Source organism: Ensifer adhaerens, assembly GCF_002007205.1.
Lineage (GTDB): Bacteria > Pseudomonadota > Alphaproteobacteria > Rhizobiales > Rhizobiaceae > Ensifer > Ensifer adhaerens_D.
This window is the reverse complement of record NZ_LAZS01000004.1, coordinates 42,404-65,658: the sequence shown is the minus strand read 5'-3', so window position 1 is coordinate 65,658 and position 23,255 is coordinate 42,404. Positions and strand designations below refer to the sequence as shown.

Below are 23,255 nucleotides of genomic sequence, written 5' to 3'. Positions count from 1 at the left end.
CAAGGTTTTTGTAGCTTTTGCTTATAAAGCCAGATAAAAATACTTCTCGTAAAGAGCAGGCAGTCTCATTCATCACGACAGCGTCGGGCTCCCCAGCGGAGCTGGTTTGATAGTGGGCTCGGGTCATGTCGCAGCTGTTTGAACAGGCCATACTGGCGCTCGGCGAAACCATTGCCCATGAACGACGCTCGGCCGACGACAGCCGGCCCCTATTGGGTGTCAATGCCGCAGAGTTTCTCCTGCGCGTACACCGCCAGATGCCGGACTATTTGCGTCCGCCCTTTCATATCCTCGTTCTTCTCTTCGATGCCTGGCCTCTGCTGCGCAGCGGCAAATTCTTTCATCAGCTTTCGCTCGACAACCGGCTGACCGAACTCGACAAATGGCGGCAATCCCGCCTCGAATTCCGCCGGCGCTTCGTCGAGTTCCACATGTCATTGGCATTATTCTGTATTTACTCAGACCTTTACGGCCAGGACTATCGGCATGAATCTACAACCGGAGCACCGGCCAGCCCCTGAGAGGCTTGCCCCCGACATCATCGTGATCGGCTCCGGCCCTGGCGGTGCGGTGACCGCCACCCGATGCGCGGAAGCGGGCAAATCCGTGCTGATGATCGAGGAAGGCCCTGACCTGGCGCTAGAGTCTGCGCCGCATTTCTCACGCGAGGAAATACTGCAGAAATACCGCAACGCCGGCGTGAACATCGGCTTCGGCAGCACGAAGATCGCCTATGTCGAGGGGTGCTGCGTCGGCGGCGGCAGCGAGATCAACCGGGGCCTCTACCATCGTACGTCGCAGTCGGTGCTCGACGGTTGGAGCCGGGACTACCGGGTCGACGCGCTGATGCTTGAGGACCTCGTCCCGCATTTCGACGCCTGCGAGGCGGTGGCGCGGGTCGAATACCTGCCCGGCCCGGCACCGCAGCTGTCGACGCGGCTCGATGAGGGTGCACGGCGGCTCGGCTGGTCGTCCCTCGAAGTGCCGCGCCTCTATGCCTACGCGGCCACGGCCTCCGGCGGCGGCGCCCCCGGCCGGAAGCAATCCATGTCGGCAACCTTCGTGCCGCGCTTCCTGGACGCCGGCGGCCTGTTGATGGCCGATACCTGCGCCACCAGGCTCACCCATTCGAACGGACAATGGACAGTCCATGCGCGCAGCAAGGGTCCGACGGGCGTGCGCCAGATCGAGCTCAGAGCAAGGACGGTCTTTATCGCCGGCGGCGCGGTTCAGACCCCGTGGCTGCTCAGGCGGTCCGGAATCACGCGCCATGTCGGCGACAGCCTGCGCTTCCATCCGATGCTGAAAGTGGTGGCGCTCTTCCCCGACGAACTCAACACGCCCGGCGAGCTCGAGCCCGTCCACCAGATCAAGGAATTCGACCCGCGTTTCAGCATGGGCTGTTCGATGAGCAAGCGGCCGGCACTGGCGCTCGCCATGGCGGCCCATCCCGAGATGATCGATGCGGTCGACCGGGACTGGCGGCGCATGGCGATCTACTATGTGCAGAGCACCGGCGGATCGGGCAAGGTGAGATCGCTCCCGGGCTTCCGCGATCCGTTGGTGCGTGTCGGGCTTCATCCGTCGGACCTGAAGGAACTTGCCGTCGGCCTCGCCCGCCTTGCGGAAGTTCTCTTTGCCGCCGGCGCGCTCGCGGTCTATCCGAGCATTCCAGGCTACCCGGTGTTGAAATCGCTGGCCGACATCGCCAGGCTTCCCGAAACGCTCCCCCCCAAGCAGGCGAACGCCACGGCGCTTCACCTCTTCTCCTCCTGCCCGATGGGCGAGGATACCGAAAAATGCGCGGCGAACTCCTTTGGCCGCGTACATGGCGCCAGCAACCTCTACCTTGCCGATGCTTCGCTTCTCTGCGGCCCGACGGTCGTCAATCCGCAAGGCACGGTGATGGCCGTCGCGCATCGCAACATCACACGCGCGCTCGAGGATCGAGCGATCTGATCGAAAAATCCCCGACAAAGGGGCTGGAGGGACATATGCGGCATCTCATCACCGGCGGATCGGGTTTCATCGGCAACCTCGCGGCGCGACGGCTACGCGAACAGGGCGACGAGGTGCGTGTGCTCGACCTCTGGGAGGATCGCTCCCGGCCGGCGAACATCGAGTTCGTCAACTGCTCCGTGCTCGATCGCGACGGTGTGCGCGCCGCGATGCGCGACGTCGACGTCGTGCACCACAATGCGGCGCTGGTGGCGCAGACGGATGCCGGCCGCGATTACTGGAACGTCAATGTCGAGGGAACACGCATCGTCTGCGAGGAGGCGGCCAAGGCGGGCGTCCGGTCGCTGATCCATGTCAGCTCGACCGCCGCCTATGGCATCCCGCCTTCGGGCCCGATCACGGCCACGACCCCGCTTCGTCCCGTGGAGCCCTACGGCAAATCCAAGCGCGCCGGCGAAGAAGTAGCAGAGGCAATCTGCGCCGCTGCCGATATGACCCTGATCACCATCCGACCGCGCGCGACGCTGGGGGGCGGCCGGCTCGGCATCTTCCAGATCCTCTTCGAATGGATCAGTGAAAACCGCGCCGTCTATGTCATCGGGCCCGGCAACATCAAGTTCCAGTTCGTCCATGCCCACGATCTCATGGATTTCTACATGCTGGCGCTGAATGCCGGCAGGAGCGGCACCTACAATGTCGGAACGGATCGCTTCGGCACGCTGCGCCATGACCTGGAGGCGCTGATCCGCTACGCCGGCAGCACATCGAAAGTCAAAAGCCTGCCGACCGCCGCCACCATCAACACGCTCCGGGCGCTGCATTGGCTGCGGATCTCGCCGCTGGTTCCCTGGCACTACCTGACCTACCACAAGGAATGCTACTTCGACGTCGAGCCGCTGCTCGCCATGGGATGGCGCCCGAAATACTCGAACGAAGCCATGCTGCAGGAGAGCTACGACTGGTATCGGCAAAGCGCGAAGGTCGCGGCTGCCGTCGCTGCGAAAAGCCCGCACCGCACCCCGATCAAGCAGGGCGCGCTCTGGCTGCTCAAGATGATATCGTGACCGATCGGACCGAGACCGGCGCACCGGTCCACCCCGGCTGATTGGTCACCGGGCGGAAGATTTCGTCCTCATAGCTGCGGAACGTATCGACGCCCGCTATCGGCCTGGCGCTGCGGATCAGGGCCTGCATGCCGTGGCTCTGCGCCACCGCCCAGTCACGCTCCACCCGGTCGCCGATCATGATCGCCTGCTCCGCCGGAACCTGCGCACGATCGAGCACATGCGCGAGACCGGCGGGATGGGGCTTCAGGACACCGACTTCGGGATCCATGGAGGAGACGACGATATCGGCGCTAAGGCCAAGCGCTTTCAGTTTCTCCGACGCCGGATAGTCGGACAGAACGGCGAGCGTCTTTCCCTGTGTGACAAGCCCGGCAAACACCCGCTCGACACCGCGGCACCGGCAACCTGGAAGGAGATCGAGCGGACGGCGCTCGATCCATTCCTCGACTGTTTTTTTAACGGTTTCCGGCGAATGCCCGCAGCGCTCGGCGGTCAGTTCGTATTGCCGTTCGGCCACGTCCGTCGCCAGCGCGTCGCCAAGCTGTTCCCGGCAATCGCGAAAGGCCCGCAGGATGTAAAGGGTGGCGAGGCTGCGCGTGCGGGCTGCATCCGCAAGTAGCCGAAGCAGCATCCGGGCCCGAACCCGCCGCTGGTCGTAGAGCGTGCCGTCGAGATCGAACACCACGAGGCGCACCCGATCCCAATGCACGGGTCCATTTTGCAAGGGTCCGTTTGGCAGCGTCGCACCGGTCATCGCAGCGACGATATCGGTACGAGGAACGAGGCGGCCATGAAGTCCAGCGTCGGCACGTTGACGAAGCTCGCGAACAGAAAGACGACGACGGTCAAGGTGAGCATGACGTCGAGCCGGCGCGAATGAAACAGCCTCTCTGGCCGTTGCACCACCGATCCGGGGCGCGTGGCGAGCCACAGATAGACGGCAAAAAGCCCGCTGATGAACGGAAAGACGAGGATGTATTCCACCCGGTATTTCACCAGGAAGACGCCGAGCAGGAAGGCCGTCATCATCGCGTAGACGAAGCAGGAAACCGTGAGGCTTTCCTCCGTGTAGTATTCGAACGACCGGCGATATCTCTTCAGGACGGCGACGCCCGCGTGGGAGGCTATGTCGCGGTACTCGCCGAGCCGCTTGGCCGCCATCAGGAAGGCGCCGGCCATCCAGTAGGCCGCAAGCACGCTTATGGGCGGCAAGGTCACCTGGTCCACGATCGCCCAGCCGAGAAGGAAGCGGATCGGGTTGTTGAGGCACTCCGTCAGCACATCGAGATAGGGCTTGTCCTTCGCCCGGATCGGCTCGACGTTGTAGATGATGCCGGATAGCAGGAAGAGCAGCGACGTGGCGAAGAACAGCTTGCCGATCACCGATGCGAGCAGCAGCCCGATGGCGGCAAGCGCCAGATATTCGCCATAGACGATGCGCGGCTGCATTTCGACGACGACGGCGCGGCGCTTCGACTTGGTCGGATGCGCCGCATCCCGCTCGCGATCCAGCCACTCGTTGATGACGTAGTTGGCCGATGCGATGCACACCGCGCTCAAAAGGCCAACCGGAATATTGATGGCCAGCGTGGCGAAATCCGGTGTGGTGAGAGCGCAGGCGAGGATCAGCCCCGGGAGAATGAAGACGTGTTTGGTAATGTGGTCGAACCGGGCAAGCGAAAGGTAGTCGCCCGCGCGCCCCTGCGGCTGAGGCCCTAGCGCCTCGATGCTGGTCGTATCCTCCTGGTTTGCGGGCATGTCACCCTCCTTGGTCCCGGTGCCCTATGGCAAGCTGATCGTCTCCGCCTGGTAGATGCGGCCGTCCTTTTCCGAGCGCACGAGCCTGAGCTTGGCGCGTTTGACGAGTTCGTCCTCCGTGACCAGGTAAAACCGCCAGTCTATCGCATCGACGAAGACGACGTAGGCGTCTTTGCGCGCCATATCCTTGCGGAACCGCTCCATCTGCAGCTTGAGCGGGCCGGCCTCGCTTTCAAGTCCCGTGCGCCGTTCATTGTGGGAGGGGATCCAGTCCGTCCACCGGCCCGTGAGAAAGTTGAGCGGATCGCAGGCATTGGTAAAGATGACGGCATCTGGCGGCAGTGCCCGCACGGCGTTGACGATCGGTGACCTCTTCCAGGTGACGCTCTGGAAACCTACGCCTTCACGGTAGGCTTCAGCCGTCTGGTCGGCGCTGCGTAGCCCGTGGAAGGCGAGGAGGCAAAGCGGGATGAGCGCGACCGAACGGCGCGCAGCCGGCGTGACGGCCGCCCGGCTGCAGTAATCCCCGGCAGCGATGATCAGCACGAACACGAGGCTGATGTAGAAGGGAAGCGAATAGCGGGCGTTGAGTTGCAGGTTCGCCTCCACCAGCACGGATAGCACGACGAACTGCAGGTAGAAGAACCCGAACAGGCCGAAGGTCAGCACGACCAGGTCCCGGTCGTCTGGCCGAGGGACAAGCCAGTTCCGCCTCAGCGTCCGAACGACCACCGCCACAGCGAACGCAAGCGCCAGTAGCAGCATCGTCATGCGGATGACCTGTGGCACCTGGCTGGGGAGAAGGAAACTTGCCAGCAACGACAGGCCATCGAGCCAGCGCGCGGCGTCGGCATTGCCGTAAAACCAGAGCGCGCGGCCGACTGCGCGACCGACAAGGATCTTGCTGACGATAACCCAGCTGAGGAAAATGCCGGCGCTGATGGCAAACAACAGGGCAACGTCGACGAGCCGCTGACGAAGCGAGCGGGCCGTGTTGCAGAAGACCGCGATAAAAGCAAAAGCCGCTCCGATCGGCGGGGCCACGAAACGGGCCAGCATCGCAAACCCCACGCAGGCCGACGCGGCAGCCAGCGAACCTCGCCCCTGCCCGCGCATATAGGCCAGGAAGAAGCGGATGGCGAGGAACGTCAACGCCAGGAACAGCGCCTCCGACATCGCGATCGTGCTCACCCAGAGGAATGTCGGGTTGATGATGATGATCAGCGTTCCGACGATCGAAAAGAACGGCTGCCGGGGCAGCGCTATCCTGAACAGCGACAGAATGAGAAAGGTGTTGAGCAGATAGAGCAGGAAGGCGATGCCGAGGGCGGCATGCTCAAGGTCAAGCCCGAAAGCGCCGCCAGCCCCCAGAAGCCACGGATAGAGCGGCGCATCGTAAGGCGTGCTGACGATCTGCATATAGCGCGTCGAATCCGGAAGGATGCCGATTCCGTTCCAGGTATTCAGCACGAAAAGCACGGCTGCCAGTGCGCCAAGCAGCATCATTGCGGGATCGGAGCGCAGCCTCTCCATCGCCGGTTCGCCGGTCGTAAGGTTCCGAATAGCCAAAACCTGCCCCCTCGCCTGATACAGTTACTGGAGCATTGGGCATATATTTATTTTAGCACTATCTTGAGTATGAAACTTATAATGCGACACCCTTCGTCGCAAGAACGTTCGCCTGAGCAATTCTAGCTACGCCAAGCGGGTTAGGCTTCTGGGGAGCATGCGTGGGGCCATCCGGCACGCCGCCTGCCCGAAGCGATGCGCCGCAACCACAACGCAGAACAGGATCGCTGTTTCTATCACAATCTCTTGCGATTGACCATTGAAGCGGCGCGCAAGCTAGGCTAAGAACCGCTCACAGCCTGCTTCGGCGGCCTTGCCGCCAACGGATGCACCCGTAGCTCAGCTGGATAGAGTGTTGGATTCCGATTCCAAAGGTCACAGGTTCGAATCCTGTCGGGTGCGCCATTTCTAGATTTCCTTTCATGAAATCAAGGCTTTAAGACTAGGATTCCACTAACCCATCTGTTGGGTTAGGCAATTTGATGATAAACGATTGCTCTGATTTCGCCATAGCGGCACGGCTCAATCGCTTCATTTCCGCGGCTTTGGTGTACCTCTCGATTTCCTTGATGTCGCGGTGACCTGTGATCGACATGATCTCAAGGGCAGTGCATCCGGATTCCGCTAGACGCCGGCAGGCCGCCTTGCGAAGGCCGTGAGGCGAAGAATTCGACGGCAGGCCGGCCTCATGTGCGGCCTCGCGAATCCAGTTCGTGAACGCCTTCTCCGACCGCGCCTTGCCGTAGACCGTCGAAATGAAGGTCTCTCGGCCTCGTGGCAGGTCGAAGATAAATGCCAGGCCAGTATGGAGCGGGATCGATAGCTCGACGATCTCCTGTGACTTTTTGGTGCTGATTACGAAGGCGTCATCAACGATGTGATCCCAGCCGAGGCGAACCGCATCGGACCTGCGAAGGCCGGTGTGCAGCAGGACTTCCATTGCAATGCGCTCCGGAGTGCCTTCGCCCCACTTCGCACGATAGGCGGCGATGTCCGCTTCTGTCCATGAACGGTAGCCCTTGGACTTAATCCTGATCCGCTTAGCTTCCTTTGCCGGGTTCACCTGGATCAGGTCCACCGACTTGGCGTACTCGAAAACCGAGGATAGCCGCTTCCGCAGGATGTTCGCAGCGGCCGGTGTTTCGGCTTTCGCGTCGATCAGCACGTTGATGTGCTTGGTCTGAAGCCCCGCGATCGGTGCATGACCATGCTCCTTGGCGAAGGCGTCAAGGATGCGCCGATAGACCTGCTTGCTAGAGTCCGCCAATTGCGCGAACTCAGCCGACTTGTAGTAGCCCTGTATCGCTGCGCCCATCGATCCGGCAGCCGGCGGCTTCCCTGCCGATACCGGTTCAGCCGCCTTGGCCTTGTGGTACGCGATCCAGAACTCTTCGGAATACAAAGGGCCAGGCAAAGCCACCTGCGGCTTTCCCGGCTCTCTGTAGTAGATGCGAGTCTTGTCGTGACGGTCCTGATAGACGTTCACGTACTTGGGTTTTCGAAGCCGCACACCTTATCCCAATAGTTGGAAGCGTTGTCGTTGGCCGCAGTATAGGTTGGCTTGGCGAAAAGTGAATCCAGATCGTGGCGGTCCCAGATCATCACACCGAACAGGTCGCGCGGCGGAGGGATTGCTCCCTCCTTCCGCTTCACGTCGAACAGCGTCGGGCTGATCCCGATGTAGCGGGCAGCGTCGGCGCGGCGAAGGCCACGAGGGACGAAGTCAGTCGCAGGCACGTTCGGCCTCCTCTTGCTCGACACCGAGCGTGCGCAGAACGCCAGACATGTTGTTGTCGTTTGCCGCCTCGTGGATGGTGAACGTTGCCGGGAAGGTGCGATACTCGATCTCGCCAGCCTTGGCCGATGCAATGGCGGCCGAAGCTTCCGGATTCTTGCCGCCCATCGCGAGGTACATCTGCTTCATCTTGCGGGCCAGGTCGATCGAGAAGGCGCCGCGATGGTTCCACTGGACCATCGGCGGCTCGCCGCGCTTGGTGTATGGCGCCTGTGCGATCCATCCCTTAGAGCTCGACCACGTGAGCACAACATCTTGGATGTGGGCCTCCAGATCTGGAATGTAGATGCTGGCGAGGGCGAGCTTCATGAATGGTGCCCTGCCGTTGTCTGCAAGGAAGAACTTCATACCGCGAATCTCAAATTTCATGTCGCAACTCCTTTTTCGCAAAGCACGTTCACGAACGCCTTGCGCTCGTCGGCTTCAATGCTTCTGATGTTCATCTCTTCGCCTGTGCGGCTGTTGACGGCGCGCCAGGTGGTGTCGACGGTGGCAAACTCAGGTTGCCACCTCATGGTCAATGCTACGGTCTGCTTGCCGGTGAGACGGCCAGCCATGACCGTTTCTGAGCCTCGCAAGATTTGGACGCGAGCCGGCGCAGACCAGACCGTGGCCCAGTCTCCGACAACGGGGTTACCGTAGCCGTCGTCTCCGATTTCCCGCGCCTGCATGTCGATGACTTCGCGGAGATCGCCCGCGCCGGTCATGCTGCCACCTGATTGTCGTTGGCAGCCACGAGGCGAGCATACATGCGGTGCAACTGCGGATGCCGGTCTTCGGTGATGTGCCAGCGCCAGCCTGGACCCTGGTCACCTACGCCGATCAAGGCCCACATGCGGTCTTCGAACTTCTTGAGGGCGCCGCTCATGCCGCGGCCTCATCGATCTTACCGCGGTTGTCGTTCGCGCCGAGCAAGCCATAATTCAGGGGCTCGACATAGGAGTCGCCGCCCTCGATCTTGCTCATGTTCTCGAACGCACGGATCTCATTCGAGCTCAGCCATCCGCCCTCGCGGCCAACGCGATACGCCGCATAGCGGGTGGTTAGATCTCCGCGGAGGAGGCCGGCGAGGTCGTGCTCCAGAAAGAACGTCTTGCGGCTCTCCGGCGTCAGTAGGGCAACGTTCATTGCCTGCTCGATCCGCTTGGCCATAGGAGCAAGGCATCGCGTCACGAGCGCACGCGACTCCTCGACGTTCGAGGCATAGTTGCTATCATCCAGGATGCCGGCGACCGAAGGCGGAACACCGAACACGCGGCAGATATCGAGGTTGCTCAGCTTCCGGCTTTCGAGGAATTCCGAGTCCTTGCTGTTAAAGCTGAAGGTCTCGAACTTCGCTCCGGAGTCGAGGATCATCACCTCGTTAGCCTTCATGGCGCCAATGAACCGTTCCTTAAACTTGGCAACCACGCTTTCCTTGGATCCGGCACCAGAGCCTGCAGCCAGCTTGTCCGGAAATACCAATGCGCCGGCGGGCCGGAAAGCATTCTCAGCCGCAGCACCTGCCTGGTCTTGCTGAGCGAGGGCAAGAGCGACGGTTGCAGAAGCGATTTGCAGAGGCGACATGCCGAGCACGCCGTCGCGGGTGCGGTAACGCAAGTGCAACATCTCGTCTTGCAGGATCACGTCGACGGCGCCGTCAGCCCTCGCCACCTTGTAGCGCAGGCGTCCGGACTTCAGCACCTCGACAGCTACCGTTCCAGCCACGAGGGGATGGAGGGCGGTAACCTGGCCGCGGCCGTTGCGATCGATCTTGGCGTATGCGTTGCCATAGGTCAGGATGCTGGAGACGAGCCATTCGCGCGCCTCGAAAGCGGTCAGGGTCGCGGAGGTCTGCGTCTGCAACACCTCATACAGAGGATGATCCGTTGCCGCTTCACGGCCGCCGTCCTCGGTCTTGCGGTACAGCTTGAGCGGAACGCCAGCCAACGACTCGGAGATAGCCGCAATGCAGCGATGCGCGACAGCATGGCCGCTCGCCTTCTCGACGTCTGCTCGAGCCGTCCAGCGAGCGCCGAGGAATTCGCCGAGATACGGGTCCGATGAGGCGATGCGTGTTTCAGTCTTGCGATTGAAGGGCCAAATCATCGGCTGCCCTCCAGCTCCAGAAGCGCAATGCGCCGGTCAGCTTCCGTGCGCTGCTGGCGAGACCGAGCCTGCACACTGGTCCCCGAATACGCCGGGAAGCTCTGCACGATGGAAATCTCGTGCAGAACGACGTTGCGGAGCGTGCGCTTATCGCCCTGCCAGGTGTCGCCTCCATCCGGAACGGTGAAGCCAAACGAGACCCCGCCCACATCGCCCCTCGTGGCAAGAGCGAGGATATCGCGGCCGAGGCTGGTTTCAGGCAAAGCGATTTCGTAGGCCAAGCCCTTGGCGTCTTCCCAGAGCTTCAACGAGCCGCTCTTGGTCCGCGCCAACACTTTTCCGGAATCGTGATCCACGAGGGCGAGAATGTCAGGATTAGACCGAAGAGAAGCGGAGAACGCGCCAGGCGCGATCGTCTCGCTAAAATCGAGGATCCGCGTTTCGTTGCCGAACGTAGCAGCATAGCCAGTCAGCTTGCGGCCTTCTGCGCGAACTTCGGTCGCGATGCGAGTTTCAATCGTCATAGATTCTGCTCCCTGTAAGGCTGCAGCAGTGCGTTGACACCGAAAGGCATGGCAGCAATGCCGGCCGCGGTGACGGCTTCGCGGTTGCTGTAGAAATGGGAAACGATCAGCAAGACAGCGTGACGCACGGCAGGCTGAAGGGGTGAGCCGAAGCTCACCCCAATGGTCTGCACGTAGCCTTCCGCCGCCTCAATGATGCCGGTGATGTAGGCGTCGTCCGCAGCAAAGGTGATGCGGAGATGAGCCTTGGCTTCAGCGAGGCTGACGGCCGTCATTAGATGGCCTTCCAGGCGAAGGCTTCCGCGTGGCGGATCGCGATATCTGCATCCAAGAAGGCATGCAGTTTCACGCCACCCTTCGAAGCAACATCAGAATGGTAGGGGTTCAGCAGAATGTCGACGCCAGACCAGTAGCCGATAATCAGGTTGTTCCATGCGCCGTAGATGATCGGGTTTTCCGTCAGGACCGCGGGAACGTTGTTCGAGACGGTAACCGGCTTCTGGTGGAACGTCTCGGAAACCGGAATCGGCCGATTGGTGCCGCCTTCCTTGATTTTCCGAGCAGTGCCCATGACCGTCGCATTGGTCAGGAAGGCGCCGGTGTTCATCACGTCGTCGATCTCAAGTGCAGAGATCAGGTCGGCAGCGATATCGCTCATCGCGGTGGCCGCGGTGGCGTTCTCGGTGATGGCCGTGAGGATGCCAGTCGGCTGATTGGAAGCGCCAGTGCCGGCGATAGCGGCCTTGTCGAGCGCCTGGGCGAGCACGAAGCCGAGATCCGCACGAAGGACTGACTCAAGGGCCACAGCATTCTGCAGCATGAGGCGACGGGAAATCTGCATTTCGCCAGAGACGGTCTTCGGCGACATGCTGACCTTATCGAACGTGGAAGCCGATTCGGTCGTGTTGCCGTCCTCGGCCACCCAATATGCGGTCGGACCAGTGAGAAGCCGCGGCAGGTCCAGATTTCCGGTGAGGCCAGAGAGGACCGTGGCGCCCATGCCCTGAACCGCGAGGGTCGGACGAAGGCGATCGATCAGACCACCGAGCTGCGTTGCCACGGTGTAGCCGCCGGCGGAAGGCGTGCCTACCGTCTGGTCGCGGGTTTCCAGCAGCATAGCCGTTGGGATCATCACACCGCGAGACTCGCGCCCCTTGGAAAGCTCCGCGTGCATTTCGGCTTCGACGCCGGTCAGCTTCCCGTTGAGAGACTCGGTCAGCGCCTTGGCAACGGAGTAAGAGCGAAGCTCACGCTCCTGCACGTGATCCGGCTGCGCCTCGGACTGACGTTCGAGCTCCGCGAGGCTGGCAGAGCGCTTGATGTCCTGATCAAGCTTACGCACTTCGGCCTCGATCTTGTCGAAGGCCTCGGGATTGTTGACAACGGCCTTCAGTTCTGCGAGTTTCGCGGCGCGCTGTTCTTGCATGTGAGCAATAGTCATGTTGTCTCCTTGGACAGTTGAGAATGGGGTCGGCTTCGTTTCCTAGGCGTGCGCCTTCCCCGTTATTTCCGTAGGTCGACCTACGGGTTTCCCGCATTTGCTGCGGAAACACGAAAAGCCCGGCTGCGAAAACGCGCCAGGCTAAAACTTTCAGATTGTATTCCCCCGTTCGGTAGCGGCCAATTCGGCGCTTTCCCTCATCATGCGCTTTAGCGCGTTCCCCGTGCCGGTCTTTGCCGGCGGCCTACCCATTGCCGAATCGCGGTTCGGCTTATTTTGGAATCCTAGCAAACGATCTTGTCTTTTTTATGGAAAGTGCTTGACTTTTCCAAAAAAATGTGAGCGACACCGTTCCGCAGATCTATATATAGTCTAATAACCGGGAAACGCCAGCGAGCGTCAAGATGTGGTATGCGAAAAAACTTTCGCCCTGGCTTGTCGCCTAAGCCATGCAGCCTCGTTACGGCGACCAGAAGGCCCCGACGGTGTAGCGGCAACTACTTGGCGAATAGTGCGATCAGTGAACGTGAAGTCTATGACGAGATGCTTGCCCTCGCGGACAAGCATCCAATCAATCGCGCCAGCTTCAGCGGCCAGTTGCTTGATTTCGAGGATGACGGCTCGCTTCATGAGAAGCATAACCAGCGCATCGGGCAGTCCCGGCATTCTTCGCTGCCTACGATTGTGGCCTTGAGGTAGTCACCCAGGAACCATCGCTCTCGGCTAGGCCCGGTGGGCTTGATGTCCCTAAGCCGGTAGTGCTCGCGCCCATTGGCTGTTGTCCCGCGGTCAATGACGATCGACGGCATGCCGCCCGACACGTGATTAACGCACTGGCCTGGATGGAAGGATTGCGGTGCTGTTTCTTTCTGCTGCATTACCATCACTCCACAAAATGGCCGAGCGAAGTCGGCCGGTTAAAACCGTTGCCATCTTCGTCTCCTCAGTGTGGTGGTATGCGTGCGCTGGTGAGGCGCTGCGAACTGGTGAAACCCGCATCTTGTAATTTCCATAGTTTCGGGCTCCCGTCAAGGTGGTAGCCCTCACTCAATGTGACGCTATGTGATACCCCTCTATATATACACCCGCCGAGAAGCCGGAAAATGGCACTTTTGGCGGGAAAAAGTTGCCCTGCCGCCAGATGATGACGGCAGGGTGTTGCTTTGATGTTACAGATCAGCGGTTGAGCCTGTAGCTTGGATCATTCCAAGGCGACTCTGCTGGATCCGGGCTCTCCGCCGCGCGAGCTTCGACCGCAGCGATTGCGCCCTGAATGGCGCTCAGCTTGGCAATCAACTCGTCAGTCTCCTCACGTTTCAGCATCTCAGAAATTACGGCGAAACGTCTGTATTTGAGCCGGGTCAGTAGTTCGTTCTGGTTCATTCCGCTCTCCCTTCCTATGCCGCCAGCATTGCGAGCATGCAGCCTGGCAGGCTTTCTTCCTCGTGGCCCTGCGCAGTCTTCAGCGCCATTGCAAGGCTAACGATACCATCAATGCGCCCACTCGCCTTAGACTTGTCAAGCTTGCGGGCGCCGGCCGGATCTTTCGTTACGACAGCATTCGCCGCGCACATCCGCATCAACACGTTGCCCGCGTGATTGAGCTTCTGCTGCGCGACTGCGACCTCCAGAACGTCCACCGCTGGCGACATGTCCTTGTACCCCTGCCCGAACGGCACAAGGGGCAACTCGACAGACAGCTTCTCCAGCTCGCGCTTCAGATCCTCGATGCGCCACCTATCATAGGCGATAGCCTTGATATCGAACCGCGCCGCCTCGTCGGCGATGTATTCCGCCACGAGGAGGGGATCGATCACTTTCCCCGGTAACAGGGTCAGCCTGGCGTCTGCCTGCCTTGCCCATACGTTGTAGGGAATACGATCCGCGTCCGACTTGCCGTCGATATCGAACTCAGGAAGGAAGAACCGCGGCAGGACCGTGTAGCGACCATCCCCTTCCGGGAACACAAGCAGGAAGCACGTAAGGTCGCGGGCAGCGGATAAGTCCAAAGCCCCGAAGCATTCGCGACCTTCGAGCTCCTTGTCGTCGATCGGCGCCAAGTTGCAGTCATTCCACTCCCTTGCCGCGATGAACCGCACTGTGCCGTCAATCCGCTGGTTCAGCACCTTATTCCGGAAGTCGGCTTCCTTCGACGGTATGCGCTGCGCCTGCATGGCCATGCGCTCGACCTGCTCCAGAGACAGGAAGTCACCGAGCGCCGGATTGGCCTTCGCCCACGTTGCTGGATCCCAAGGATCATCATCCATGCTGGCCGCAAACATCGCCAGGTGAAAGGATTCGTCCTCGACTTCGCCGTCCTTGATCTTGAGACCGTAGTCGATCATCTCAGAGAAGAAATGCGTGTCGTCCTTGGCTTGCGTCGAGATAGCAACGATCAGCGGCTCGTCACGTGCACCCAGTGCGGAGTCCATCGCGTCGAATAGATCACGCTTCGGCCAGTAGCCGATTTCGTCGCAGAGCACGAACGAGGGCGAGAGGCCGAGCTTGCTATCAGCATCGGCGGAAAGCGCCTTCAGGACCGAGCCCTTGCCCTGCCCCTCCAGCACCTCGATTTCCTTGCTGAAACGGATGATGTTCACGCGCTCCGAAAGCTCTGCATGCTGTTCCAGCATCGCCTTGCATTCGGCCCACGCCTTCGCCGCCTGGGCTTTATCCATCGCGCAAAAATAGACCTCGCCACGGTCTTCGGCTTCTGGTCCCACGAGGAAGCAAAGGGCCAGCGCGGCAGAGATGCCGGTCTTCCCGTTCTTGCGGCCCATCGATAGCGCAGCCGTGCGGACACGCCGCTTGCCCTCGTCATCTTCCGCGAAGATCGGCTCTAGGAATTGCTCGACCTGCCAAGGGCGTAGCTTCATCTTAGTGCCGGCGAGCTTGCCCTGCGTGACCGGCATATCTTCCATGAATGCGACGACACGCTCCAGCCGATCGAGGCCTTCAGCCTGCCACGGAAGCTCGTCACGACGGTTATCGTTGGCCGCTTTCCGCCCCTTTTTGGGCTTTGCGCCTGGTCCCCTTAGACCCATCGTTCGGCCTCCCGGTTAGGCAATTTCAAAACTAAGTCTTTGTTCGTCTCCCACGCCGGTACAGCGGCCGTCGATCCTCGTCTGTCGAAGGCCCCTGGCTCCCATCCTTCGCCGTCGATGGGGTTGCCGTCGACGTCAAAGCCCTTCAGAGCGCGACGGAAGCCCGATGCGTTCGGGTGGTCCTTCGCGTTCGTCTTCGCGTTGTGGCATGGCTCGCACATGGCCATGAGGCCAGAGAGCGGCGGGAAAGGATCACCGCCCTTGGCTATAGCAATGATGTGGTCAACGACGCTGGCAGGCTCGACCACCTCCCTGCGGATACATGCTTCGCAGAGAGGCGAAGCGGAGAGCTTGGCAGCGCGCAAACGCTGCCAGGTTGCTGTGGAGTACGGCCACTTGCTCATGCTGCATCTCCACGAAGGAAGACAGGTGGAGTGAACTCACCTCCATCTTTCATCTGTTGATAGGGGTTCTGGACTGAAACCGTCACATCGTCACATTCTTCTTCTTTTCCCGGCACATTACCCGTCACATCGTCACACTCTAAAGAGTGTGTGACGTGACGTGACGGTATGTTGATGCCCAAATCGATATCGTCACACGTCACATCGGCGTCACATGTGACGGCTTGTGACGGTCGGAACGTGCCGTGTGCTTCTGTGACTGTGCCGCTTGCGATAAGCTGTTCCTTCGCTCGCAGGTATCGCGTCTTGAGTGTGTGCGGCTTGGTTCCTGCCTCTGCCTTCGCATAATAGGCCTTGCGCCACTCTTCATCGGTTGCCATGCCTTCCTCGTGGCAGACGCCTTCCAGCGCTTCCAGAACGGCCGCAGCGTGGCCCTTCACGCTTGCCACCAGCTTCTCGCCGGCAGTCTTGCCATCCGTCGGGATAACGACAGGGGCCATCGTCGGCTGGCCATCCTCGTCAATGCCTACCTGCACGCCTTCCATGCGGAAATGCGTGATAACGCCTTCGTCGCCGTCGTTGGTGCCGTCACATTCCAGCAGATAGCCGCCAGCCTCTTTCTTAACGAGGAAGGAAGCATCAACCGCGCCGTCCAGATCGATCGCGCCCTTGCCTCGATCGCCAGCCCAGCCGGTGTGATGAATGACGGTGACGTGCGAGCCGGTGACGGATTCGCGGATCGTGTCGCAGGACTGAATGAACCGCGTCATGTCCTTAGATTGGTTCTGGTCGGCAGGGCCAAAGGTGCGGGTCAGGGTGTCCACGATGATCCAGACACACGACATGCCGCAATCTTCCTCGGCTCGCTTGATTGTGGCCGCGATGTCTTCAGCGTCTTTCAGCCCGGTGGTCAGGTCCATGCGGCCGCCCATAACGAGCAGCGGAATAGCGCCCTTGATGCCGTGCCGCTTACGGAAAGCCAGCATTCGGCGCTTGGTCAGATCCTTGCGCTCTGCAGCGATGTAGACCACGAGGCCCTGTTTCACCTTGCGGCCGTGCCAGTCCATCCCGGCAGCGACGTGGCAAGCCATGTCGGTCGTGATCACTGACTTGCCTGATCCTGGTTTGCCCGAGAGCATGGTGAACTCGTTCACGCCGAAGACGCCCTTGATGAATGTCTCCTTCGGCATGGAGTCTTCGATCTCGTGGAACCAATCGAGGGTGAAGCGTTCGCGCTGTGCCGGTTCCGGTGTCGCCTGTGCATCGATGTAGGCCAGCAAGTCGGCCTTCGTCTTGCCGGTGTCGAGCCAGTCCGAAACGTCGCCCTTATCCGGCAGCATCGGGAAATGCACTTGCTTGATGCTGGCAGCAACGCCAGTCAGTTCCCGCTCGACCTGATCGGCATGCTTTCGTCCGGGCTCGTCATTATCAGCGAGGATGATTATGTGCTTGCCGTCGAACCAATGGTTAAGCTCCGAACGCCACTTGCCGGCGCCCTCCGGTGCAGTCGTTGCGACAATATCCTGGCCGAGATCCATCAGGTTGTCGGCGTCTTTCTCGCCTTCGCAGACGTAGACCGTATCGGCCGCGATGACTGCGGGAAGGTGATACGGGATCCGGCGATTCTGCGCGCCCTTCACCCATTCGCGACCGTTCCAACTGTGCTGGTAGAAGCTCTTGCCGCTGCCCTTGTGCACTTTCGTCACGCGCAGATAGGGCTGGCCGTGCTCGTCACGATAGACGAACTGCGGATCGGTCGGCCGATCGGCGCGAGGCGTCGGCTTCCATTCCGGCAAGCCAGCAAGGCGGCGCACGTGATCGCGGCACGCTGCAGCGTCGTCGTCGGCAAACGAGTTGACGACAAAGCCGTCGGGGTTGCCGGCGTCGTTCTTGACGGACAAGCTACGGTCATCCTTGCCATGACCGGGACCGGGAATGCGGCACGAATTACCGCCGATGTCCATGTCGGCGAAGCGCTTGCCGCCCATGGCATCAAAGACAGTCTGCGCAATGTTCATACGTGCACCTCTTGAGCCGAGGCGCTGGAACCGCTATAAACATTTTGTGTGGAAATACCGAAGCCGTTCGCGACTGCAATCGCGGCGGCTTTTCCATTTGGCGAGATCTCTCCGAGGTTAGGAGAAATCGGAAAAACGCATTGAGTTTCAACGAGACGTTTTGAACAGGTTAGTAGCTGTAACTCATTGATTCGGAACGCATATTGCATTCCTGTCGGGTGCGCCATCTATAAGCCCTTCATTCCATCGATCCGGGTCCGTCAGTTCACCCGGCGCAGAAGGCCGCCTATGGATTGGCGCGAACGCTGTCCCAATCATTCGCGGCAAGCTACCAGCTCAAAGATTGAATGCCAGACTTGGATGGCCGCGGTTATGACGACCATCAGAGGTACGGCGCCGATGCCGTAGGAACCTGGCTCGGCAACGGCCCGCTCCTGCGAACCCACATCACTGCACATTGCCGATATTTCCTAGACGACCGTTTCGCCCTCAAGGGCCTGCAATTCCCTGAAGGACGCCATCCATTTTTCGGGAAGTCCGTGTGACGCATTGACCGGCGTGCGAGGGATCTCGATGCGGAGCGCTTGGCTCACCCAGACGAGGCCGCAATAGACCTTCATGAGATAGGCTCGCTTCTGCCACCGCGAAAGCGACCACTGCGGATCGACCCCGCAGGCGATCTGTGACACCAACTCGCCACCATCCATGCTCTGATCGACGCGGTGGAGCGAACAGCCGAGCAAGCGAACTTTCGCTTGGTACGCGTCCTCCACGCCCCTCAACCCCTTGAATGCCGGCAATGCCGCCGGATGGATGTTGAACGTGTCAACGTGATCGAAAAGTTCTTTTGAAACAAGACGATCAAAGAACAACAGGAGATTGTCGATACGTAGGTCTCCAAGGGATGCCGCCACCTTGGCGGAAAAGAGCCTTCTGTCTCTCTCTTCTATCCGGATGTGATTTGCATCGACACGGCTCGCGACCGCTTCCGCCCCACACGGCCTGTCGGTAATCACCGTAAAATCGATCCCGTCGTGTCGCACAATGCGGGCCACCTGCTCAAACGCGGCTCCGCCGGACGATACAAGGATGGCGAGTTTCATGTCTTGCGCTCCGTTCAAGGTCCCATCGCCCGCCTGTCGCAGTTCGAATTGCTGCTTGTCCCTCATTGGAATGCGAGCAAAGGAAGCGGGCAGCAACGATTGTCGGGCCGGAAATACCAGATCACCCCCGGCCTTGAGAAGGCCCGGGCCGCACGCTCTAACCAGTTGATGCAGTTGCTGAAGACCATTGCGTTTCCGGCTTGGGGCAGCACGGCGCGTGCGTTGACCCATCACCAGAACGAGACGAATACCCACGGGCGACGCGCGTCATCAAAAGACAGCAGAAGTCCCCCGCATGTTCCCTGCCGAACTGCGCACGAGAACCGCAGGCATGTTCCCGCGGCCCCGCGATCAGATCGCGTCGCGTTCGGTCCTCAGATTGGAGACCACGCGGCGGTTCTGCACCTTGCAGGAGCGCTCGGTGCAGTCGCGGACTTCACGGTCGTTGCCGTAGCCCTTGGCCCACATGCGATTGGGGTTCACCCCCTTGGAAGCAAGATAGGCCATCGCCGCATCGGCACGCTGTTGCGAGAGCGTCGCCATCTTGGAAGCCGAACCGCTGTCGTCGGAGAAGCCCTGCAGCTTGACCAGCCAGCGCGGATTGCTGTTGAGCCAGATCGCCTGCTTGTCGAGCGTCGCCTTGGCGACGCTGTCGAGCGTGGAGGAATCCTGGTTGAAATAGGTCCGGCGGCCGACATTGAGGATGAAATCTTCCTCGCTGCCGGTCGACACGGTCTCGAATCCGGGCGCCGGGTCGTCGGTCTTGCCGGTCATCGGCACCACGCTCGGTTCCTCGACCGCGGCGATCTCGGTGGTATTGCAAGCGGTCAACGTCAGAAGAATGGCCGCGGCGGAGAGCAGCCTGGTCAGTCCGGGCATAGCAGGCATCAGGGTGATTTTCCTCATTCGACCGGAGTTGCGACCGGAGTTGCGATCGGGGTTGCTTGGCTGACCTCGGGGGCCTTGTCGGCTATGTGCGGCAGGACCTGCACGGCAGTGCCGATCGGGCAGCGCTGATAGAGATCGATCGCATCTTCGTTGAACATGCGGATGCAGCCACTCGAGGCGTCCTTGCCGATGCTGCCCGGCTCCAGCGTGCCATGGAAGCGGTAGCCGGTATCGACGCCGTCACGCAGCAGATACATCGCGCGAGGACCGAGCGGGTTTTTCGGCGACCCCCCCTCGACAAATTCCGGCAGTTCCGGGTGGCGCTCGCGCATTTCCGGCGGCGGCGTCCAGCGCGGCCAGAGCGATTTGCGGTCGATCGTGGCGCGGCCATACCACTTGAAACCGTCACGCCCGACACCGACGCCGTAGCGGATAGCGGTCTTGTTCTCCATGATCAGGTAGAGGAAATGGTGCCTGGTATCGACGACGACAGTGCCGATCGGCTCGCTGCTGAAGTATTTGACGACCTGGCGCTGCCATTTCCTGTCGATGTTGGCGAAGTTGGTGCTCCGGTAAGTCACGCCGTTATCGACCGCAGGACCGGAAAAATAGGATGTCGCTTTTGCGAAGGCCGGGTTCTGAACCGCGTCGGCGCCCAGCAACGCCAGACCACCAAGCATAACATTCCTGCGGGTCAACTCCATCGGCAATATCCCCCGAAAGCCAATAAGCGAGATCGCAGTAAATCAGATTTTTTATCTGCTACAACAGAAAATTCTCAAGCAGCAGTTCTTTCATGGAGCTTCAGGAAAGTAGCCTTCTTTCGTAGACTTCAGGATTGAGCGCGGCTTTGCCATCGCAGCCGTCACAGCGAAGGCGCTTTACAATCATCACGCCTTGTTGGTGGCCCGCGGCATTTTACCGTGTCCCGACAATAGCTTGGCTATTCTCGCCACGAACGATAGTTCGGTGCAAGTCCATTGAGGCCGGACATAAGGGCGAACTACTTGATATCGCGCGCCTGTCCTGATGCCCGCAGTTCAGCGAGCGTTTTTCCGAGGCAGCTTCCCCCGGCGTCGGAACCAACCGCCTTGGCCTCGCCGTGCAGCGTGATCGTGCCGGCGAAGTTGTCGGAGGCGATGTAGGTTGCGGTGCCGTCCGCCGTCACCTTCGAGATATAGAAGGCGTGCTGGGTGCCCTTGTATTCGCAGGCGACCGCAAACGGAAATTGATCAAACAGGACGCCTTCGGCAAGCGCCGCAGAACCGAAGACCTGAGTGCTGGTCGCAACCAGCAGTACCGCCAGAGACTTGGACATATTCGCAGAGCATATGCGCACCATCGATCCCCCAACCCGGTTTAGACAAGGTGTCCGTGGAGAGCGATGGTGCCGCCAAGTGCACGCGTTGACAAGCCCGGCAGACCAGATTCCAACGCGCCTATTCTCCACCGGCGGTTGGTCGCTACCTGCCGCTTCAAGCGAATGGCACACGCAACCGCCTGCCGACGGCGAGGCCGGCAGGAACGGATCGTTCTGAGCGGCCCTCACGCCGGATGGCTGAAGCGGGCAATCTGCGCGCCCTGCATCAGATTACGAAAGTTCGCTCCGCTCATGTGCACGAGCGTCCTGTGGTCGCCGCCCTCGAAATAGACGTCACTCACGTCGCCGAGGCTTTCGTCGAGCAATACCGGCAGGTCATAGGCCGAGCCGACCGGCGGCACGGCGCCGATATCGCAATCGGCAAAGAGATTGCAGACCTCTTCTTCCGAGGCGAGGCCGAGGCGGCGGTCCATCACGTCCTGCAGCGTCGAGAGCTCGACCCGGTGGGTACTGGGAACGACGGCGAGCACGTAACCCATCTCATGGTGGACGACCACGGACTTTGCCAGCCGGCTGCCGGGTACATGGGCTGCTCGTGCGGTTTGGCTGGTGGTCGCAGTGCGGTGATGGTCAACGGTGTCGTAAGCGACCCCCGCACCATCGATATAATCCTGAAGTTTTCTGGCGATCGTCATCGTCGACACCCCTTCTCTCGTGGTGGCGCGGAAACACCATTGTCCTCCCATCCGCCGCGAAGTCAACGACGGACGGCGGCGGTCAGCTTGCGGTGGCGAGCACCGGCAGGGCCTGATCGCGCGCCGACATCTGCGCCACCGGCAGCGGCCAGACGATTGCCAGCCTCGGATCGAGGGGATTGAGACCGCCCTCGGCCTCGGGCGCATAGGGCTTGTCGTGCAGGTAGATCAGTTCGCAATCGTCTTCGAGCGTCTGAAAGCCGTGTGCGAAACCGCCGGGGATCATCATCGAGCGCCCGTTTTCCGCGCTCAACACCTCTCCGTGCCAGTGCAGATAAGTCGGTGAACCGGGCCTGAGGTCGACGGCCACGTCGAAGACGGCGCCGGAAAGGCACGAAACGAATTTCGCCTCGTCGTGCGGCGCACGCTGGAAATGCAGCCCGCGGATCGTGCCGGCCGCCTGCGTCAGCGTATGGTTGATCTGCGCGATCGTGCCGCCGCCACCGAAATCGGCCAGCGCCTCACGGCAGAAGAACCGCGAGAAGAAGCCGCGGTCGTCGCCCCTGCGTTGCCGTTCGACAACCGTGAGACCCGCTATGGATGTAGAAATTCGTTCGAATCGCGACATGAAACCTTCCGCCAGAACCAAGATCTACCCGTCTTTTCGCCCTTAAGAAACCGGCCTTGACCGTATTTGCAATTGCCGACATGAAAGCGTTCACAGGAAAGCGTTACGAATCGGTCAAAGCGCCAGAGATCGCTGTTCGCGGTCGAAGGCGCATCCGTAGATTGCATTCAGATAGGATGTCAGGCAGCCATGACAGTAGCAGACGATCGTCTCGCATTCGAAGCCCACAAGACCGAAATGGCGCTCGCGCTCGGCAAGGATCAGGCCGCATTCCAGCAAGCGCACGACACCGTGGTGGCGCTCGACAAATACGACTATTCCTATCTCTGGTCCTTCATGGGCGTACCGATCATCCAGATGCCCGCCGACGTGATGGCGACCCAGGAAGTCATCTGGAACACCAAGCCCGACATCATCATCGAGACCGGCGTCGCCCGCGGCGGCTCCGTGATCTTCATGGCTGCGATGCTGCAGCTCATTGGCAAGGGCAACGTCATCGGCGTCGACATCGACATCCGCGCCCACAACCGCGACTCGATCGAGAAGCATCCGATGTCTTCGCGCATCAGCTTGATCGAGGGACCGTCGACCACGGCCGAAACGCTTGCCAAGGTAAAGGCGGAAATCCCTGAGGGCGCTTCTGTGATGGTCGTGCTCGACAGCGACCACAGCCGCGACCACGTGCTGGACGAACTGCGCACCTACGGGCCTCTGGTGACCGAGGGCCAGTACATTGTCGTCGCGGATACCCTGCTCGGTTTCGGCGATGTATCGCAGACGCCAACGAAGCGCTCGAAGATCTGGCACCCCGGCGACGAGCCCTACGCCGCACTCAACACCTACCTGGGAGAGACGGACCGCTTCGAAACCGACCGCGTGCTCAACGGCAAGCTCGTGCTTTCGAGCTCTCCCGGAGGTTATCTGAAGTGCGTGCGCAGCTAGGAACTGCGGTC

General features: G+C 60.7%; 27 protein-coding genes and 1 tRNA gene. 5 read left to right on the top strand and 23 right to left on the bottom strand.

From position 1 onward, the window contains the following. The first annotated feature begins 125 nt into the window (after positions 1–125). The 3 genes from XB14_RS32435 to XB14_RS02810 are packed head-to-tail and all read left to right on the top strand — an operon-like array spanning position 126 to position 3,023. Positions 126–521 carry a hypothetical protein gene (locus XB14_RS32435; protein ID WP_143348202.1) on the top strand — a complete coding sequence of 132 codons (396 nt, stop codon included), beginning with the start codon at positions 126–128 and terminating at the stop codon, positions 519–521. Further along, positions 487–1,959 carry a GMC family oxidoreductase N-terminal domain-containing protein gene (locus XB14_RS02815; RefSeq protein ID WP_077960100.1) on the top strand — a complete coding sequence of 491 codons (1,473 nt, stop codon included), beginning with the start codon at positions 487–489 and terminating at the stop codon, positions 1,957–1,959. The genes XB14_RS32435 and XB14_RS02815 overlap by 35 nt, the downstream gene beginning before the upstream one ends. Positions 1,960–1,994: 35 nt before the next feature. Next, positions 1,995–3,023, top strand: a complete 1,029-nt coding sequence (locus XB14_RS02810) for an NAD-dependent epimerase/dehydratase family protein (RefSeq protein WP_077960099.1) — start codon at positions 1,995–1,997, stop codon at positions 3,021–3,023. On the opposite strand, the gene XB14_RS02805 is transcribed toward XB14_RS02810, so the two are convergent. The 3 genes from XB14_RS02805 to XB14_RS02795 are packed head-to-tail and all read right to left on the bottom strand — an operon-like array spanning position 3,007 to position 6,353. Next, positions 3,007–3,735: an HAD family hydrolase gene (locus XB14_RS02805; RefSeq protein ID WP_210190003.1), complete on the bottom strand. Its 729-nt coding sequence runs from the start codon at positions 3,733–3,735 to the stop codon at positions 3,007–3,009. The genes XB14_RS02810 and XB14_RS02805 overlap by 17 nt on opposite strands. A gap of 41 nt (positions 3,736–3,776) precedes the next feature. Continuing rightward, positions 3,777–4,784, bottom strand: a complete 1,008-nt coding sequence (locus tag XB14_RS02800; protein WP_077960097.1) for a UbiA family prenyltransferase — start codon at positions 4,782–4,784, stop codon at positions 3,777–3,779. 24 nt (positions 4,785–4,808) lie between these two features. Beyond that, on the bottom strand, positions 4,809–6,353 hold the full coding sequence (locus XB14_RS02795) for an ArnT family glycosyltransferase (RefSeq protein WP_143348201.1): 1,545 nt from the start codon (positions 6,351–6,353) through the stop codon (positions 4,809–4,811). A 328-nt stretch (positions 6,354–6,681) separates the two neighbouring features. On the opposite strand from XB14_RS02795, the gene XB14_RS02790 reads away from it, so the two are divergent. Further along, positions 6,682–6,758: transfer RNA gene (locus tag XB14_RS02790), tRNA-Arg, on the top strand. A 37-nt stretch (positions 6,759–6,795) separates the two neighbouring features. Here XB14_RS02790 and XB14_RS02785 read toward each other — a convergent pair. The 20 genes from XB14_RS02785 to rfbC all read right to left on the bottom strand — a co-directional run bounded on the left by XB14_RS02785 (position 6,796) and on the right by rfbC (position 22,302). After that, the gene (locus XB14_RS02785; RefSeq protein WP_077960095.1) at positions 6,796–7,839 is read right to left on the bottom strand and encodes a tyrosine-type recombinase/integrase; all 1,044 of its coding nucleotides are present in this window, start codon (positions 7,837–7,839) and stop codon (positions 6,796–6,798) included. Then, on the bottom strand, positions 7,836–8,090 hold the full coding sequence (locus XB14_RS33055) for a helix-turn-helix transcriptional regulator (RefSeq protein WP_179119515.1): 255 nt from the start codon (positions 8,088–8,090) through the stop codon (positions 7,836–7,838). The genes XB14_RS02785 and XB14_RS33055 overlap by 4 nt, the downstream gene beginning before the upstream one ends. Continuing rightward, on the bottom strand, positions 8,077–8,517 hold the full coding sequence (locus tag XB14_RS02775) for a hypothetical protein (protein WP_077960093.1): 441 nt from the start codon (positions 8,515–8,517) through the stop codon (positions 8,077–8,079). Before XB14_RS02775 ends, XB14_RS33055 begins: the two co-directional genes overlap by 14 nt. Further along, entirely contained in the window at positions 8,514–8,855 is a 342-nt protein-coding gene (locus tag XB14_RS02770) for a head-tail adaptor protein (RefSeq protein ID WP_077960092.1), read from the bottom strand. Before XB14_RS02770 ends, XB14_RS02775 begins: the two co-directional genes overlap by 4 nt. Next, the gene (locus XB14_RS33050) at positions 8,852–9,016 is read right to left on the bottom strand and encodes a hypothetical protein (protein ID WP_179119514.1); all 165 of its coding nucleotides are present in this window, start codon (positions 9,014–9,016) and stop codon (positions 8,852–8,854) included. Before XB14_RS33050 ends, XB14_RS02770 begins: the two co-directional genes overlap by 4 nt. Next, positions 9,013–10,236, bottom strand: coding sequence for a phage portal protein (locus XB14_RS02765; RefSeq protein WP_077960091.1), 1,224 nt, complete (start codon positions 10,234–10,236; stop codon positions 9,013–9,015). The genes XB14_RS33050 and XB14_RS02765 overlap by 4 nt, the downstream gene beginning before the upstream one ends. Beyond that, a complete protein-coding gene (locus tag XB14_RS02760; protein WP_077960090.1) occupies positions 10,233–10,760 on the bottom strand; it encodes an HK97 family phage prohead protease in 528 nt (175 codons plus the stop codon). The genes XB14_RS02765 and XB14_RS02760 overlap by 4 nt, the downstream gene beginning before the upstream one ends. After that, positions 10,757–11,035 (bottom strand): head-tail connector protein, encoded by a 279-nt coding sequence (locus XB14_RS02755; RefSeq protein ID WP_077960089.1) that lies wholly within the window; start codon positions 11,033–11,035, stop codon positions 10,757–10,759. Before XB14_RS02755 ends, XB14_RS02760 begins: the two co-directional genes overlap by 4 nt. Then, entirely contained in the window at positions 11,035–12,201 is a 1,167-nt protein-coding gene (locus XB14_RS02750; RefSeq protein ID WP_077960088.1) for a phage major capsid protein, read from the bottom strand. Before XB14_RS02750 ends, XB14_RS02755 begins: the two co-directional genes overlap by 1 nt. Positions 12,202–12,600: 399 nt before the next feature. After that, the gene (locus tag XB14_RS32430; protein WP_143348200.1) at positions 12,601–12,867 is read right to left on the bottom strand and encodes a hypothetical protein; all 267 of its coding nucleotides are present in this window, start codon (positions 12,865–12,867) and stop codon (positions 12,601–12,603) included. A gap of 510 nt (positions 12,868–13,377) precedes the next feature. After that, positions 13,378–13,584, bottom strand: coding sequence for a hypothetical protein (locus XB14_RS02745; protein WP_077960087.1), 207 nt, complete (start codon positions 13,582–13,584; stop codon positions 13,378–13,380). A 14-nt stretch (positions 13,585–13,598) separates the two neighbouring features. Beyond that, positions 13,599–15,245, bottom strand: a complete 1,647-nt coding sequence (locus tag XB14_RS02740; protein WP_077960086.1) for a terminase large subunit — start codon at positions 15,243–15,245, stop codon at positions 13,599–13,601. Next, positions 15,236–15,649 (bottom strand): HNH endonuclease, encoded by a 414-nt coding sequence (locus XB14_RS02735; protein WP_077960085.1) that lies wholly within the window; start codon positions 15,647–15,649, stop codon positions 15,236–15,238. Before XB14_RS02735 ends, XB14_RS02740 begins: the two co-directional genes overlap by 10 nt. Beyond that, entirely contained in the window at positions 15,646–17,667 is a 2,022-nt protein-coding gene (locus tag XB14_RS02730; protein ID WP_077960084.1) for an AAA family ATPase, read from the bottom strand. The genes XB14_RS02735 and XB14_RS02730 overlap by 4 nt, the downstream gene beginning before the upstream one ends. 470 nt (positions 17,668–18,137) lie before the next feature. Beyond that, entirely contained in the window at positions 18,138–18,770 is a 633-nt protein-coding gene (locus XB14_RS02725) for a formyltransferase family protein (protein WP_179119513.1), read from the bottom strand. Between the two features lie 351 nt (positions 18,771–19,121). Then, positions 19,122–19,676, bottom strand: a complete 555-nt coding sequence (locus XB14_RS02720) for an OmpA family protein (RefSeq protein ID WP_077960082.1) — start codon at positions 19,674–19,676, stop codon at positions 19,122–19,124. Continuing rightward, on the bottom strand, positions 19,673–20,362 hold the full coding sequence (locus tag XB14_RS02715; protein WP_077960081.1) for a L,D-transpeptidase: 690 nt from the start codon (positions 20,360–20,362) through the stop codon (positions 19,673–19,675). Before XB14_RS02715 ends, XB14_RS02720 begins: the two co-directional genes overlap by 4 nt. A 299-nt stretch (positions 20,363–20,661) precedes the next feature. Beyond that, complete coding sequence (locus XB14_RS02710) at positions 20,662–20,976, bottom strand: hypothetical protein (protein WP_077960080.1); 315 nt, start codon at positions 20,974–20,976, stop codon at positions 20,662–20,664. A 227-nt stretch (positions 20,977–21,203) separates the two neighbouring features. After that, the gene (locus tag XB14_RS02705) at positions 21,204–21,674 is read right to left on the bottom strand and encodes an aminoacyl-tRNA deacylase (RefSeq protein WP_077960259.1); all 471 of its coding nucleotides are present in this window, start codon (positions 21,672–21,674) and stop codon (positions 21,204–21,206) included. Positions 21,675–21,756: 82 nt separating this feature from the next. Beyond that, positions 21,757–22,302, bottom strand: coding sequence for a dTDP-4-dehydrorhamnose 3,5-epimerase (gene rfbC, locus XB14_RS02700; protein ID WP_077960079.1), 546 nt, complete (start codon positions 22,300–22,302; stop codon positions 21,757–21,759). 189 nt (positions 22,303–22,491) lie between these two features. On the opposite strand from rfbC, the gene XB14_RS02695 reads away from it, so the two are divergent. Beyond that, a complete protein-coding gene (locus XB14_RS02695; RefSeq protein ID WP_077960078.1) occupies positions 22,492–23,244 on the top strand; it encodes a cephalosporin hydroxylase family protein in 753 nt (250 codons plus the stop codon). Positions 23,245–23,255: the final 11 nt, after the last annotated feature.

Coding starts and splice junctions, on each gene's coding strand:
- XB14_RS32430 (WP_143348200.1), bottom strand. CDS start 12,867: ATGCCGGGACTGCCCGATGCGCTGGTTATGCTTCTCATGAAGCGAGCC.
- XB14_RS33050 (WP_179119514.1), bottom strand. CDS start 9,016: ATGAGCGGCGCCCTCAAGAAGTTCGAAGACCGCATGTGGGCCTTGATC.
- XB14_RS02725 (WP_179119513.1), bottom strand. CDS start 18,770: ATGAAACTCGCCATCCTTGTATCGTCCGGCGGAGCCGCGTTTGAGCAG.
- rfbC (WP_077960079.1), bottom strand. CDS start 22,302: ATGTCGCGATTCGAACGAATTTCTACATCCATAGCGGGTCTCACGGTT.
- XB14_RS02760 (WP_077960090.1), bottom strand. CDS start 10,760: ATGACGATTGAAACTCGCATCGCGACCGAAGTTCGCGCAGAAGGCCGC.
- XB14_RS02715 (WP_077960081.1), bottom strand. CDS start 20,362: ATGGAGTTGACCCGCAGGAATGTTATGCTTGGTGGTCTGGCGTTGCTG.
- XB14_RS02770 (WP_077960092.1), bottom strand. CDS start 8,855: ATGACCGGCGCGGGCGATCTCCGCGAAGTCATCGACATGCAGGCGCGG.
- XB14_RS02815 (WP_077960100.1), top strand. CDS start 487: ATGAATCTACAACCGGAGCACCGGCCAGCCCCTGAGAGGCTTGCCCCC.
- XB14_RS02740 (WP_077960086.1), bottom strand. CDS start 15,245: ATGGGTCTAAGGGGACCAGGCGCAAAGCCCAAAAAGGGGCGGAAAGCG.
- XB14_RS02750 (WP_077960088.1), bottom strand. CDS start 12,201: ATGACTATTGCTCACATGCAAGAACAGCGCGCCGCGAAACTCGCAGAA.
- XB14_RS02730 (WP_077960084.1), bottom strand. CDS start 17,667: ATGAACATTGCGCAGACTGTCTTTGATGCCATGGGCGGCAAGCGCTTC.
- XB14_RS02705 (WP_077960259.1), bottom strand. CDS start 21,674: ATGACGATCGCCAGAAAACTTCAGGATTATATCGATGGTGCGGGGGTC.
- XB14_RS02800 (WP_077960097.1), bottom strand. CDS start 4,784: ATGCCCGCAAACCAGGAGGATACGACCAGCATCGAGGCGCTAGGGCCT.
- XB14_RS02695 (WP_077960078.1), top strand. CDS start 22,492: ATGACAGTAGCAGACGATCGTCTCGCATTCGAAGCCCACAAGACCGAA.
- XB14_RS02745 (WP_077960087.1), bottom strand. CDS start 13,584: ATGAACCAGAACGAACTACTGACCCGGCTCAAATACAGACGTTTCGCC.
- XB14_RS02755 (WP_077960089.1), bottom strand. CDS start 11,035: ATGACGGCCGTCAGCCTCGCTGAAGCCAAGGCTCATCTCCGCATCACC.
- XB14_RS02720 (WP_077960082.1), bottom strand. CDS start 19,676: ATGAGGAAAATCACCCTGATGCCTGCTATGCCCGGACTGACCAGGCTG.
- XB14_RS02810 (WP_077960099.1), top strand. CDS start 1,995: ATGCGGCATCTCATCACCGGCGGATCGGGTTTCATCGGCAACCTCGCG.
- XB14_RS02775 (WP_077960093.1), bottom strand. CDS start 8,517: ATGAAATTTGAGATTCGCGGTATGAAGTTCTTCCTTGCAGACAACGGC.
- XB14_RS32435 (WP_143348202.1), top strand. CDS start 126: ATGTCGCAGCTGTTTGAACAGGCCATACTGGCGCTCGGCGAAACCATT.
- XB14_RS02710 (WP_077960080.1), bottom strand. CDS start 20,976: ATGTCCAAGTCTCTGGCGGTACTGCTGGTTGCGACCAGCACTCAGGTC.
- XB14_RS02765 (WP_077960091.1), bottom strand. CDS start 10,236: ATGATTTGGCCCTTCAATCGCAAGACTGAAACACGCATCGCCTCATCG.
- XB14_RS02735 (WP_077960085.1), bottom strand. CDS start 15,649: ATGAGCAAGTGGCCGTACTCCACAGCAACCTGGCAGCGTTTGCGCGCT.